The sequence below is a fragment of the Sphingomonas rustica genome (genome assembly GCF_039652585.1).
Classification (GTDB): Bacteria; Pseudomonadota; Alphaproteobacteria; order Sphingomonadales; family Sphingomonadaceae; genus Sphingomonas; species Sphingomonas rustica.
The window spans coordinates 348,640-360,803 of record NZ_JBDIZK010000001.1; the positions used below are offsets into that span (position 1 = coordinate 348,640).

Here is a 12,164-nt window from a genome sequence, read left to right on the forward strand (position 1 = left end):
CCGGAAGACGGGTGCGCCGCCGCGATGACGGCACACCCCGGATCGTCAGAATTTTCCGCCCACGGTCAGGCCGAAGCGGCGTCCCTCGCCCTGGTAGATTTCGGGCACGCTGAAAGCGAAGGGCACGCCGGCGCGCGGCTGGCCGATCGCATTGGCAGCGTAGAGCACATCGAAAATGTTGTTGGCCCACAGCGCGATGCTGTACCGGTCGTTGTCCAGCGCGATGCGCGCACTGGTCAGCGTCCGCTCGCCGAAAAAGGCCGTGTTCGGAAGGTTGTAGGGCGCGTCGCCGGTGTGGCTGACATCGACGCGGGCGAAGAGTTTCCAGTCGTCCGAGACGGGCAATTCGAGGATGCCGTGGACGTTCCACGACAATTTGACCGCGCGCTGCGGCCGCTTGCCCTCGAGTGAGGTCACCGCGCGGACGCCGCTCGGCGTGGTCACCAGGATGACGGGCGGACAGCCCGGCGCCGCGGTCGCCGTCGCTCCGGTGCCGATCACGCACTGCGCCACGATCGACGCATCATAGGCGCCGGCCTGGAACTTCGGATCGGAATAGACCGCGCTGCCACCGAGTCGGAAATAATCGCCCAGCGACAATTCGGTCTGCACTTCGACGCCGGTGGTCTTGATGTCGCCCGCGTTGCGGACGATCCGGGTGGGATTCACCGTGGTCGGGTTGAGCGTGAAGGCCGAGACCTGCGCATTGGTCCAGTCCACCCGGAATACCGATGCGTTGAACAGCAGCGCGCGATCGAAAAGGCGGCTCTTGATGCCCGCCTCATAGGTCCAGTTCGTCTCCTCCTCGTAGGCGACTTCGTCCGCCAGGATGCCGGTAGGGCTGACCGGGTTCGCGGTGTTGAACCCGCCCGAGCGGATTCCCTTCGCGGCGGTCGCATAGAAGAAGATGTCGCCCGTCGCCTGATAGTCGATCGAGAAGCGCGGCGCGAAACTCTCGAAGGTCCGCGCGAAATTCCCCGTCAAAGGGAAGACGCCGGGAGCCGGCGTGGTCGTATCCGAGATAGGCAGAAGGATGCCCGGCGCGCTGGTCGGATTGCTGATCGAGTAGAGGCGCGCGCGCTTGCGGTCGATATTGTAACGCCCCTCCGCGCCGATCCGCAGGTCGCCGAAGCGATAGCCGAGCGACCCGAAGACCGACATCGTCCGCGTGCTGGCGGAAGTGTAGCTGGCGAAAAGTGCCTCGCTCAGGTCGTTGGTGAGGAACGGGTTGGCGGTGAAATCATAGGCGCCGATTCCGGTGGCCGCAGGAGTCGTCGCCTGGCTCACCTGGACCAGTCGCTCGTTCGCGGCCAGGCCGGTTCGATCGGAGGCAATGCCCAGCCCCGCCAGCGGAATGCGGGAGTTGAAATAGCTTCCCCCGAAGATCCACTGGAAGGGAGAGCCCGTGTCCGAATGGAGCCGGATTTCCTGGCTGAACGTGCGTACGCGCTCGCGGTTGGAACTCAGCAGGTTGACGCGTTGCAACCGGGAGTAGGCGCCAGCAGGCAAGCAGGATGCCCCCAGCGTGCAGACGCCGAACAGCGTACCCTGTGCCGAGACGTCATAGTCGTTGTACGTCCGGTTTTCCGCTTCGGTGAAGCCGGTCACGCTGGTCACCGCGACTCCGCTGCGCCGCCAGCTGAGGTTGAGCGAGACCTGGCGCGCCTTGGCGATCGTGTCGGGGGCGTTCGCGGTGATCGAGCTGGTGTCGCTCGCCTTCAGTTCGCCGCAATACATCGTGCGCAAGCCGGTGGCCGCGTTCACCGAGCCGCAATTGAACGCACCGAGAGGCAGGGCGCTGACCGCCGACAACTCGGTCGCAGAATGCGAGACGAAGCCGGACACGCGCGCGGTGAGTTCCTCGGTGGGACGGAATTCGAGGGACCCGGTAATGGCGTATTTCTCGGTACCGCCCAACTTGTCGTCCGGATCGCCGCTATTGTCGCCAAAGCCGCCATAGGTCAGGTATCCGGCACCGATGCGCAGCGCGACCTTGTCGCCGATCGGGGTCGAGACCGACCCGCGAATACGATAGTCGTTGTCGACGCCGACCGTCGCCTGGACATTGCCTTCGAACCGGTCCGACGGGCGACGCGTGGCGATCGACATCGCACCGGCGAAGGTCGACCTGCCGAACAGCGCACTTTGCGGACCCTTCGCGATCTCGATCTGGCCGACGTCCAGCACCGAGATGATGTCGACCGTATTGCGGCTGGTCTGGTAGATGTCGTCGATGAAGATGCCGACATTCGCCTCGACGTTCAGGTCGTTGGTGGTGTTGGCGGGCGCCTGGCCCCGGATGTAGACGTTGGTCAGCGTGCCGCCCGCGATGCTGGTGATCGCGACACCGGGCGTGGAGTTGGTCAGGTCGTTGAGACTGCTGACGTTGCGGTTCGTGAGATCCTCCGCGCTGAGCGCAGTGATCGCGATCGGAACCGTCTGGACATTCTCCTCGCGCAATCGCGCCGTGACGACGATCTCCGCAGGCGCCTCCTGCGCCGTCTCGGTCTGATCCTGTGCGCTGGCAATCTGCGGCGTCGCGGCTGCAACTGCGAGCGCCGACACCTTCACGACAAACTGACCCCGATATCGCTTCATGTTATGATCTCCCCAGTGCCGCCGCCCGACCGACGGCGATCGTATTTGCGAAACCGACCCGAGTCAGGGCAGCTCAACTTCCGGCAAGGCGCTTGACGCGGCGTCTTGAACGACCGCGTCGATTGGGCTCCTCGCAAGACTGAACTCGGTCGCCGCAGTTACGACATAGGCATGATTTTCGGCCAGCGATGGGCGCAAGTCTCGCACTGACCGCTCTACGATCACTTCTCGCGCCACGGCGACGCCAGGCGGGCCAATCCCGGTCGAATCCATGCATTGCGCACTCCCCGCCGGCAGATCGTGCCAGTTCGAGACGAGCCCTTTCCCGGCGACAAGGCCTGTCGGACGTTCGGGAACCTAGGGGCGTGCTAGCGGAGCGACCTCAGCAACAGGTTCGGCAGGACGCTGTTGTCCCATTCCGGCTGACGCGGCGGGGTATTGCCCGTGCGCAGGATCACGAGTTGCTTCGACGGAACGACATAGACCACCTGGTTCGAGTTGCCGTCGAAGAGGAAGAGGTCGTCTGCGAGATAGGGTTCGGAATGCAGCGTCTTGCCGAATTCCACCCGGGGATTGGCCGGACCGCGCCGCTCGACATAGGGGCTGCCGAGATAGACCCCCAGCCCGGCCTGTGGATATTGCGGCGATCCGGTCGTCATCGCCTTCACGAAGGACGGGGAGACCAGCTGCCTGCCGTTCCACCGCCCTCCCCGCGCCAGCAAGATGCCGAGGCGCAGATAGCTGTCCGCAGGCAACAGGATGCAGCAGCCCGAATGCGGGGTGCCGCCCGGACGGTTCATCCAGATCTGGCCGCCGCGCGCGCCGATCGGCGCCAGCACCTCGCGTGAGATCCACTGCTGATAGGGAACACCGGTCGCTCGCTCGATCAGCGGCGCGACCAACTCGCCATTGGCGTTCGAATATTCATAGCTGCTGCCCGGCACGTCGGTCAGCGGATAGTCCCGGATGATGATGCGGTCGTGATAGGGATGCAGATAGGCGCGGTTCAGGATATTCGCCGGATCGGTGCTCATCGCCTGCGGCAACAGTCCCGAGCGCATGCCGAGCACCTGGCGGATGGTGATCGCCGCCTTGGGCGTGCCGCGCCATTCGGTGATATAGTCGGCCATCGGCTGGTCGAGCGACTTGATCTTGCCCAGCATCAGCGCACGGCCGACCGCGATCACGCTGAGCGGCTTGGCAAGCGATTTCGAGACGACCGGCGTCGCGTCGCCGGTCTCGCCGAAGAAGCTCTGCTCGACCAGCTTCCCCCGGTGCCACACCATGAAGGCGGAACTGCGATTCGCCCGGGCATAGTCGCGCGCCGCGGCCAGCGCGGCAGGCGGCACCGACGTGCCGCGCGGCAGCGGCGTCCAGCGGCGCGCGCCCGCGACGGGTTCGAGAATATCGTAGGAATCGGCGCCGGCACCGCCCGGCGCGTTGAAGAGATGATCGAAGCGCTGCTTGTACAGCGTCTCGGCGGCAGCGTCGGGCATCTCCTGCGCGACGGCGGTGCCGGCCATGAGGATCGCCAGGCTTGCCATACCGATCGACAGTGCAGCGTTCATGCAATCCTCCAGAAAGTCGCACCATCATGACGCGCCGGCGGCACCAGGGGAGCCTCAAGGCCTCGCTATCCGGCAGGTGGATAGCCTGCAACGACACTGTGACTCGTCCGTCGCCGTGGAACCGGCCATGTCCGGCCGCCGGCGGAATAGCCGACCTGCCGGTCCGGCACCTTAATTTGTCCGGACTGATTCGCGGTTCGGAGGCAATCCGCCCGGGTTGCCGGCGCGGGCTGCACGAAAACTCGGCACGTTTTGCGCTCCGTGTCGAAAATTGACGCAGACACCGGTGCATCCCGTGACATAAGTGCAACGCCTCGTCGCAGATCCGCGCAATTTTAACGATTTTCCACGTGCGCATGCGAAACAAAAGAGTCATCCTCTGCGCATGGAAAAAGGTGTTCCAATTCGATCGCTGGCGCGCGGGATCGCTGTCCTGCAGGCGGTGAACCGTGGCGGCTCCCTCTCCATGATGGAGATCGCGCGAGCATCCAGTGTGCCCTATCCGACAGCCTGCCGCATCGTGCAGACCCTGTTGTTCGAGGGGCTGATCGAACAGGAGCCGGTCCGCAAGCGATACCGGCCGACCGGCCTGGTCCAGACGCTTGCCCATGGTTTCCAGGGGCATGCCGGCATCGTTCAAACGGCGCGGCCGCACATCGTCGAACTGACGCGCAGGGTCATGTGGCCGATCTCGCTGTCGACGCATGTCGGATCCAACATGGTCATCCGCGATTCGACTCATTCGCTGACCACCTTGACCTTCAACGACTATTATCCCGGCTATTCGATCCCGATCCTCGAATGCGCCTCCGGCCTGGTCTATCTCGCGCATATGCCGGCGGACGAACGCGAGGGAATCCTGGCCTCGCTCAAGCGGCTGCCGGATCGCATCCCGATCCACACCATGCGGATGATCGAGGAAGAGTCGCTGCTCGACGACGTCCGGCAGCAGGGCTTTGCGACGCGCGGCAACAATCATTTCACCCGGAACCCGGGGAAGACCTCGTCGATCGCGGTACCGATCTTCGAACATGGCCGCGTGGCGGGCGCACTGACGCTTGCCTTCTTCTCCTCCGCGATCCGAATGAACGAGGCAGTGAAGCAGTTCGCCGAATCGCTGCGCAACACCGGCCTCGCCATCACCACGGAACTGGGACCCAGCGCGGCCGCGGCCGAATAGCCACCTGTTGATCAATCGGCCTGCACGGGCGTGACCCCATCGGGGGTCGCGGCGATCATGTCCGTCTTGTTCGTTTCCCGGAGACCAGGTTCGTGGAATATCCCTACAGCGCACTGCCCGACCGACTGCCGCTGAAATGGCCGAATGGCGCGCGCGTCGCACTGATCCTCACCTTCAACCTCGAAACCTGGGACCTGACCAAGGATACGACCAAGCCCTATTATGCGGGCGGCCCGGCGATCCTTCCCGACAGCCTGCCCGGCGACACGCCCGACTTCCCCAATTTCACCTGGCGCGAATATGGCCAGCGGGTCGGCATCTGGCGGCTGTTCGACCTGTTCGACCAGCTGGGCGTCAAGGCCAGTTGCACCACCAACGCGGTCACCTTCGAGCGTCGCAAGGCGATGACCGACGCGGTGCTCGATCGCGGCTGGGAATTGCTGGCGCATAACTGGGAACAGGGCGAGCTGCTGACCGACTTCGCCAAGGATCCCGCGCGCGAGCGTGAGGTCGTGCTGCGCACGCTCGACCAGTATGAGAAGTTCGTCGGGCGAAAGGCCAAGGGCTGGCTCAGCTCCTCGCTGCGCGGCACGCTGCAGACCGCCGACATCCTCGCCGAATATGGTTGCACCTTCTACTGCGATATCATGAACGACGATCAGCCCTATCTGCTGAAGACCCCGCACGGTCCGATCGTCTCGACGCCCTATTCCAACGAGATCAACGATTTCACCTTCATCACCCGCAAGAACTTCACGACCGACCAGTTCGCCCAGGCGCTGATCGAGGAACTGGACGTCCTTCACGAGGAAGGCGCAACGACCGGGCGGATCATGAATGTCGGGCTCCACCCGCATGTCTCGGGCCGCGCGCACCGCATCCGGGCGATCCGCGAGTTCATCGAGCACGCCAAGTCGTTGCCCGGCGTCTGGTGGGCGACGCGGGAGGAGATCGCCGACTGGTATCTCGCCAATCACGAAAGCCACATCCCCGGCCAGCTCGGCTGAGCGAAAGGCGGCAACCATGAGCGATCCACGCGATCTCGATGCCGACTATGCGTCCGCCGGCTTCGGCGGTGCGCTTGTGCCCGGCGAGCGTCCGGCGCTGCTGATCATCGATCTGGTGATGGCCTATCTCGACCCGCACTCGCATCTCTATGCCGGGGTCGAGGCGGAACTGGCCGCCAACGAACGGCTGGCCGCGGCGGCCCGGGCGGCGGGCATCCCGGTGATCTTCACCAATATCGAGTACCGCGCCGACGGATTCGACGGCGGCCTGTTCTATCGCAAGGTCCCCGCGCTTCGCGCCTTTGCGCCGGGATCCCCGCTCGGTGCCTTTCCGCCAAGCCTCCAGCCGCTCGAGAGCGAGCTGGTGCTGGGCAAGAAATTCCCGTCGGCCTTTTTCGGTACTCCGCTGGCGGCGATCCTCACCGCGGCGCGGATCGATACGCTGTTCATCACCGGCTACTCGACCTCGGGTTGCGTGCGGGCAACCGCGCTCGATGCGCTGTGCCACGGCTTCCTGCCGTTCGTCGTGCGCGATGCGTGCGGCGATCGCGACCCGGAGGTGAACGAGGCCAATCTCTTCGACATCCAGGCGAAGGTGGCTCAGGTGATCGACGAGGCCGAGGCGTTGGCCGCCATCTCCGCCGGCGGGCAGAGAGCAGCCTGATGCAGGGCGGGCCGGACGCCCGCCCGCGCCGGTTCAGAATTCCGCCATCAACCGGCCGACGCCCGGCTTGCGATCGGCGATCCCGTTCTGGCGCAGCGCATTCCAGTAGGTCGCGGTGTTGATCGCGATGACCGGCTTCTGCAGGAAGGTTTCCGCAGCCGCCGCCAGCCGCATCATCGACAGGTTCGTCCCGACCTGGACGATCGCATCGACATCGTCACCGTCGAGATCGAGGATCGTGTCGCGCAGCTGCGCCGGCGTCACCCTGGCGATGTGCAGCCAGCTCTGGCAGCGCAGCGGCGTGTCGCGCACCACGTCGATGCCATAGTCGCTCATGAATCGCGCGACCTGCTCGTTCGCGACCGGGAAATAGGGCGACAGCACCGCGATCCTGCGGATGCCGCCATAGGCCTTGAATGCCTCGATCAGCGACAATGCGCCGGTGCACAGACGAACGCCGGCGACCTCCTCGACCGACCTGGTCCAGCGGGCCGAACCCTCGGCACCCCCGTAGAAGGTGACCGCCGACATGCCGAGCACCAGATAGTCGGGCTCGCAGGTCATGACCGCGCGGACGGCATCATGCGTCGCCGCATCGATGGCATCGGTCCCGCGCATGAAATCGGCATCCGACAGCGCGGTGGGATTCTGGACGATGATCCGGCTGTAGTGGTTCGTGACCCCCGGGACGCGCAAATCGTCGAAATCGGGCTGGACGACCGTGTTGGTCGACGGGCCGAGAACGCCGAACGTCTTTCTCCAGCCCAGCACGTCGGTCATGATGCCTCTTCCTTCTTCCGGGATCAGTCGATCGCCGCCGCGTCGCGGATGCTGGTGATCATCGACTGGCGCAGCAGATAGGCCTGGCGCGCCTCGTCGTTGACCGACAGCGTCCGCATCTGCTCGCGCGTGATCTGATAGGCTTCGCCTTGCCCGGCGCGCATCAGTTCCATGTTCTGGATCGTCTGCTGCTGGGTGAAATCATGAGTGACCTTGCGCCGCTGGCGGTCATAGCGCGCCAGGCTGTCGGCGGGCGCGCCGCCCTTCAGCACCGGCACCAGCTTCTCGCACAGGTTGAACGCGTCATGGATGCCGCTGTTCATGCCGAACCCGCCCAGCGGGTTGTTAAGGTGCGCGGCATCGCCCGCAAGGAACACCCGCCCGTGCTGGAAGCTTTTCGCGACCCGCTGATGGACCCGGTAGATCGTCCGGTGGAAGGTCTTCACATCCTCGCCGTGCCCGAGCAGCCGTTCGAAGATGCCGTTCTTGAACGCGTCGGACGTCAGCACGCGATTGTCGCTCTGGTCCAGCGTGGGCACCAGTACGCGCCACAGCGTCGGGACCTTCAGCAGCACCAGCCATTCGTCGGGGTCGGCGACATAATTGACATGGGCCAGGCCCGGAATCGCCTGTTCCAGCGGTTCGTCGGTGCTGAGCGTCAGGAACTTCTCGGGATAGGTGAAACCGTGGAACTCTGCGCGCAGCCATTTGCGCACGATCGACGACGCGCCGTCGGCGGCGATGAGATAGTCCGCGCGCAGCTGGCGGATCTCCATCGGCGTCTCCAGCGAGACGTTCACCCCGTCCTCGTCCTGCTCGAAATGCACCAGCCGGTGGCTGAACAGCACCTCGGCGTTGGTCGCACTTTCCAGGCGCTCGGCCAGCATCCGGGACAGATGATATTGCTCGCACTGGATGCGATAGGGATGGCGGGTCGCCTCGGCGATCTCGCCCATGTCGAACGCAAGCACCTCGCCGCTGCGACGGTCCCGCCAGTGATAGATCGGCGCCTTGAGCCCGCGCTCCATCAGCGGTGCGGTGATGTCGAGCGCCTCGAGCATCTCGAGCGTCGGCGGATGGAACGTCGATGCGCGCATGTCGGCCGCGCAGTCCTCGCCCTTGTCCGCCAGGACGACGTCGATGCCCTGCCTCGACAGCAACATGGCCGCGACACAGCCCACCGGACCGGCACCAGCGACCACGACTTGAACGCGTTTGCGCTCACTCATCCGGACAAAGCCCCCAACCTAAAGAATGACTTGAGGTGGACTGATAAGGTTGCCCTCCGTCGGTCGCGACACGAACGGCCGAACTATCCGCGCAACGGTCAACGCGGGTCCCGAAAGCACGCGCGACAAGGACCCGCCGGTCGCGAGTTGCGCCGCGTGTCGAGGCTGCCTAGTCGGCAGGTCATGAACCCGATGTCCGCCGACTCCCGCCGTGGCCTGCTCGCATCGTTGCGATCGGCAGTGCCGGCCGCACTCTCGTGCAGCCTGATCCTGTCAGGCTGTGCCGGCGGCGCGGACGCGCCCGTCCCGACACGGGTGGGGACGGCCACGCCCGTGCCGATGTCCACGCCGACCGACCCGTCCCCTGTCGACTCGGCGTCCTCCGACATGAAGGCGCTGACGGCGGTCACGGTCGCATCGTTGACGCCGGACGAGGCGCTCGATCCCAGGCAGGTCGGCAAGCGCATCCGCTGGGCGGGCGCCATTCATCAGATTGCCCCGACCGGGCGAGGCGTCTGCCTGACGATTCTCTACGCCCCAGGCGGCGACGCCGGCCAGCCGCGCTGGTCCCGCGAGGCGACGCCGGGCACCTTCAGGGCTTGCACCGACGGCAGCTACGATCGCACGCTCGTCGGGGAAACTACCAATGTCACGATCATCGGCCGCATCTCGGGCAAGGCGAACATCGGCATGGGCGGCGGCAGCAGCCCTGGTCCGGTCGTCGAGATCGAAAAGCTGTTCCGCTGGTCGGATTGCCTCTCCGGGGATACCAGCCCGGACTGCAGCATCGGCTTCGTCATGCCGGGTGCCGCACCCGACGAGTGAACCGCTGACCTTATGGCGGCGAAGTCATTGCGCTTTCCCGCGCCATCGCAGTTCAGGTCGGATCGAAAGCGGCATGCCCGGCTCGACCGTTTCGAAGCCGGCCCGGTGACGTTCCGGTCACCCGGCGGAATGCAGCACCGAAGGCGCTTTCCGATCCATAGCCAAGGTCGCTGGCGATGGTCGCAATCGGCACGCCGCGCGCCAGCCGGTCACGGGCCAGCGTCATCCGCCACCGGATCAGATAGGTCATCGCCGGCTCTCCGCAGATATCGGTAAAGCGCCGGGCGAAGCCGGACCGGGACAGGCCGGACCGTGTCGCCAGTTCCCCCAACGTCCAGTTTTGGCCAGGCTCGGCGTGGATGGCGTGGATCGCCTGCGCGAGCTTCGGGTCCGCGAGCGCTGCCAACCAGGTGCCGTTGGGCTGCACATCGGTCGCCAGATGCAACCGCAGCGCCTCGATCAGCAGCGTCTGGGAGAGATGCTCGGCCATGAGACGGCCACCGGGTCGAGGCACCCGCAGTTCCGCCATCAATCGTTCGACCAGCCATAACAAGCCGGCTGCGTCCGAACCGCCTCCGAGCCGCACCACGGACGGGAGCGCACGTAACAAGGCATCGACCGTCACGCCTCCAATCTCGAAATAACCGCCAAGCCCGCTGAAACTCCCACCCGTCCCGAAGATGGCCGTGCCGCCCGATGCGGTTGCGAAAAAACGCTGGAGGTCGATCGCGGGGGCATCGGGCCGGGTGCCCAGGACCACGCCCTGCCCATGCGGCAGGAGGACGAAGTCGCCGGCCGCAAGATCGACGGGAGCAAGGCCGTCCAGCCAGAGCCGGCATGCGCCGGCACGCAAGGCATAGCAACGAACCACCGGCTGGGGCTCGAGACGAAAAGACCAGTCGCCGCCGATCTCGAGACCTCTGAACCCATAGGCGCGCGGTTTGAGCAGTTGCAGCACATCGGACAGCGGGTCAGGGGTCATCTGGACGATCTCTACAGGATTAAGGATGATCCAGGATAGATCGTCCGACGCAATTTCCCTAACTTGGTTCGCAAGAAGTCGCCGGCGTTCGCATATGCGCGACAGGGTGGAGCGAGATCGTGGTTCAGTCCGTCAGCTTTCTTGTGCTCGGGGCGACCGGAAGAACCGGCGAGCATTTCACGAACAGGGCGCTGGCGGAGGGGCACAGGGTGCGCGCGCTGGTTCGCAGCCCGGAAAAATTGGCAGCGCATGGCGAGAGAATCGAGGTGGTGCGCGGCTCGATCACGGACACGATCGACACGGACTCGCTGGTTGCCGGTATCGACTATGTGGTCGTGATGCTGGGCGACGCCGCATCACAGCGGCGAACGAAGATCAACACGGCCTTCATGAAGCGCCTGATCCCGTCCATGCGCCGACAGGGCGTCAGGCGCATCCTGTACCAGGCCGGCGCTCTCAGCCGCCCCCATGGCGGTCGCCTGTCGCCCGCCCTCTGGCTCATCCGCAACCTGATCGCCCGGTCCTTCATCGGGCAGCACCGGGATAATGAGTCCGTCATGGCCTTTCTGGCCACGCAGGCCAACGACCTGGAATGGATCGTCCACCGCGCCGGCATCTATTCCGACGGTCCGTCAAAGGGCAGGCTTCAGCGCTCCAGCCGCAAGTACAGCGTGGCAAGTTTCGCCGACTGCGCGGACTATAATTATCGCATGGTCACCGAAAGGTCGGCGATACACACCGCCGACCTCAGCCATTACGAATAGCGTTCCGCCCGCACGCCGGAACTTGCCGCGACGAAGTGGCGTGAGCCCGTGCGACCTAACGCGGCGCCTCACTCGGTCCGGCCGGGTCTGAAGCTTCGACCGGCTCGGGCACGATCTCCAATCGGATCGGCTGCGCCATGCCCTTGGGCGGCCGCCCCGGCAGCCGTCGCCCGACGATCACGGCCCGCAGGTCCTCATTTGCCTGGGCGAGCGCGAAGGGCGTGAAATCGATCCTCGCGACGGTTCCGTCGGCATGAAGCCAGATCTTCACGACGAGCGGCGTTGCCCGAGAACCATCGACCGACCCGTGCTGGTCGAGATATGCATGCAAACGGACCGCGGCAGGATCGTCGGCGTCAAGCCAGCGCGCGATGGCAGCGGTCGCACCTTCGGCATAGCGGACCCATGCCTCAGGTGCGGCCGGCGGCGCGCCCTGGGCATGGGCGGGTGTCGACCAACCGGCGATCCCGCCTGCCAGCGCCGCCAGCCAGCAAGACAGTGCGGGACGCCCCCGGGCCATGATCCACATATATCGGAACTCCTTCACAACGCCGAAGCGAGAGTGTC

Annotated in this window: 11 protein-coding genes; 5 read left to right on the top strand and 6 right to left on the bottom strand. The window is 65.3% G+C overall.

The features are described from left to right. Positions 1-45: 45 nt before the first annotated feature. Positions 46-2,598: a TonB-dependent receptor gene (locus TPR58_RS01565; protein WP_346244843.1), complete on the bottom strand. Its 2,553-nt coding sequence runs from the start codon at positions 2,596-2,598 to the stop codon at positions 46-48. 368 nt (positions 2,599-2,966) lie between these two features. Beyond that, positions 2,967-4,166, bottom strand: a complete 1,200-nt coding sequence (locus tag TPR58_RS01570) for a serine hydrolase domain-containing protein (RefSeq protein ID WP_346244844.1) — start codon at positions 4,164-4,166, stop codon at positions 2,967-2,969. Positions 4,167-4,551: 385 nt separating this feature from the next. Between TPR58_RS01570 and TPR58_RS01575 the strand changes: the two genes are divergently transcribed. The 3 genes from TPR58_RS01575 to TPR58_RS01585 all read left to right on the top strand — a co-directional run bounded on the left by TPR58_RS01575 (position 4,552) and on the right by TPR58_RS01585 (position 7,017). After that, complete coding sequence (locus TPR58_RS01575) at positions 4,552-5,346, top strand: IclR family transcriptional regulator domain-containing protein (RefSeq protein ID WP_346244845.1); 795 nt, start codon at positions 4,552-4,554, stop codon at positions 5,344-5,346. A 92-nt stretch (positions 5,347-5,438) separates the two neighbouring features. Beyond that, complete coding sequence (locus TPR58_RS01580) at positions 5,439-6,353, top strand: polysaccharide deacetylase family protein (protein ID WP_346244846.1); 915 nt, start codon at positions 5,439-5,441, stop codon at positions 6,351-6,353. 16 nt (positions 6,354-6,369) lie between these two features. Beyond that, on the top strand, positions 6,370-7,017 hold the full coding sequence (locus TPR58_RS01585) for an isochorismatase family protein (RefSeq protein WP_346244847.1): 648 nt from the start codon (positions 6,370-6,372) through the stop codon (positions 7,015-7,017). A 33-nt stretch (positions 7,018-7,050) separates the two neighbouring features. Here TPR58_RS01585 and TPR58_RS01590 read toward each other — a convergent pair whose 3' ends face one another. Both TPR58_RS01590 and TPR58_RS01595 read right to left on the bottom strand, forming a co-directional pair. After that, the gene (locus tag TPR58_RS01590; RefSeq protein WP_346244848.1) at positions 7,051-7,797 is read right to left on the bottom strand and encodes a maleate cis-trans isomerase family protein; all 747 of its coding nucleotides are present in this window, start codon (positions 7,795-7,797) and stop codon (positions 7,051-7,053) included. A 23-nt stretch (positions 7,798-7,820) separates the two neighbouring features. After that, positions 7,821-9,026, bottom strand: a complete 1,206-nt coding sequence (locus TPR58_RS01595) for an FAD-dependent oxidoreductase (RefSeq protein ID WP_346244849.1) — start codon at positions 9,024-9,026, stop codon at positions 7,821-7,823. A gap of 183 nt (positions 9,027-9,209) precedes the next feature. Here TPR58_RS01595 and TPR58_RS01600 point away from each other — a divergent pair, with 183 nt between their 5' ends. Beyond that, positions 9,210-9,851 carry a Slp family lipoprotein gene (locus TPR58_RS01600; protein WP_346244850.1) on the top strand — a complete coding sequence of 214 codons (642 nt, stop codon included), beginning with the start codon at positions 9,210-9,212 and terminating at the stop codon, positions 9,849-9,851. Positions 9,852-9,903: 52 nt separating this feature from the next. Here TPR58_RS01600 and TPR58_RS01605 read toward each other — a convergent pair whose 3' ends face one another. Beyond that, complete coding sequence (locus TPR58_RS01605) at positions 9,904-10,833, bottom strand: AraC family transcriptional regulator (RefSeq protein WP_346244851.1); 930 nt, start codon at positions 10,831-10,833, stop codon at positions 9,904-9,906. A 143-nt stretch (positions 10,834-10,976) separates the two neighbouring features. Between TPR58_RS01605 and TPR58_RS01610 the strand changes: the two genes are divergently transcribed. After that, a complete protein-coding gene (locus TPR58_RS01610) occupies positions 10,977-11,597 on the top strand; it encodes an NAD(P)-dependent oxidoreductase (protein WP_346245116.1) in 621 nt (206 codons plus the stop codon). 55 nt (positions 11,598-11,652) lie between these two features. On the opposite strand, the gene TPR58_RS01615 is transcribed toward TPR58_RS01610, so the two are convergent. Continuing rightward, complete coding sequence (locus TPR58_RS01615; protein WP_346244852.1) at positions 11,653-12,126, bottom strand: hypothetical protein; 474 nt, start codon at positions 12,124-12,126, stop codon at positions 11,653-11,655. Between the last annotated feature and the right edge of the window lie 38 nt (positions 12,127-12,164).

Excerpts from the sequence above, each read along its gene's own strand:
- TPR58_RS01565 (WP_346244843.1), bottom strand. The coding sequence starts at position 2,598 with ATGAAGCGATATCGGGGTCAGTTTGTCGTGAAGGTGTCGGCGCTCGCA.
- TPR58_RS01570 (WP_346244844.1), bottom strand. The coding sequence starts at position 4,166 with ATGAACGCTGCACTGTCGATCGGTATGGCAAGCCTGGCGATCCTCATG.
- TPR58_RS01575 (WP_346244845.1), top strand. The coding sequence starts at position 4,552 with ATGGAAAAAGGTGTTCCAATTCGATCGCTGGCGCGCGGGATCGCTGTC.
- TPR58_RS01585 (WP_346244847.1), top strand. The coding sequence starts at position 6,370 with ATGAGCGATCCACGCGATCTCGATGCCGACTATGCGTCCGCCGGCTTC.
- TPR58_RS01590 (WP_346244848.1), bottom strand. The coding sequence starts at position 7,797 with ATGACCGACGTGCTGGGCTGGAGAAAGACGTTCGGCGTTCTCGGCCCG.
- TPR58_RS01595 (WP_346244849.1), bottom strand. The coding sequence starts at position 9,026 with ATGAGTGAGCGCAAACGCGTTCAAGTCGTGGTCGCTGGTGCCGGTCCG.
- TPR58_RS01600 (WP_346244850.1), top strand. The coding sequence starts at position 9,210 with ATGAACCCGATGTCCGCCGACTCCCGCCGTGGCCTGCTCGCATCGTTG.
- TPR58_RS01605 (WP_346244851.1), bottom strand. The coding sequence starts at position 10,833 with ATGACCCCTGACCCGCTGTCCGATGTGCTGCAACTGCTCAAACCGCGC.
- TPR58_RS01615 (WP_346244852.1), bottom strand. The coding sequence starts at position 12,126 with ATGTGGATCATGGCCCGGGGGCGTCCCGCACTGTCTTGCTGGCTGGCG.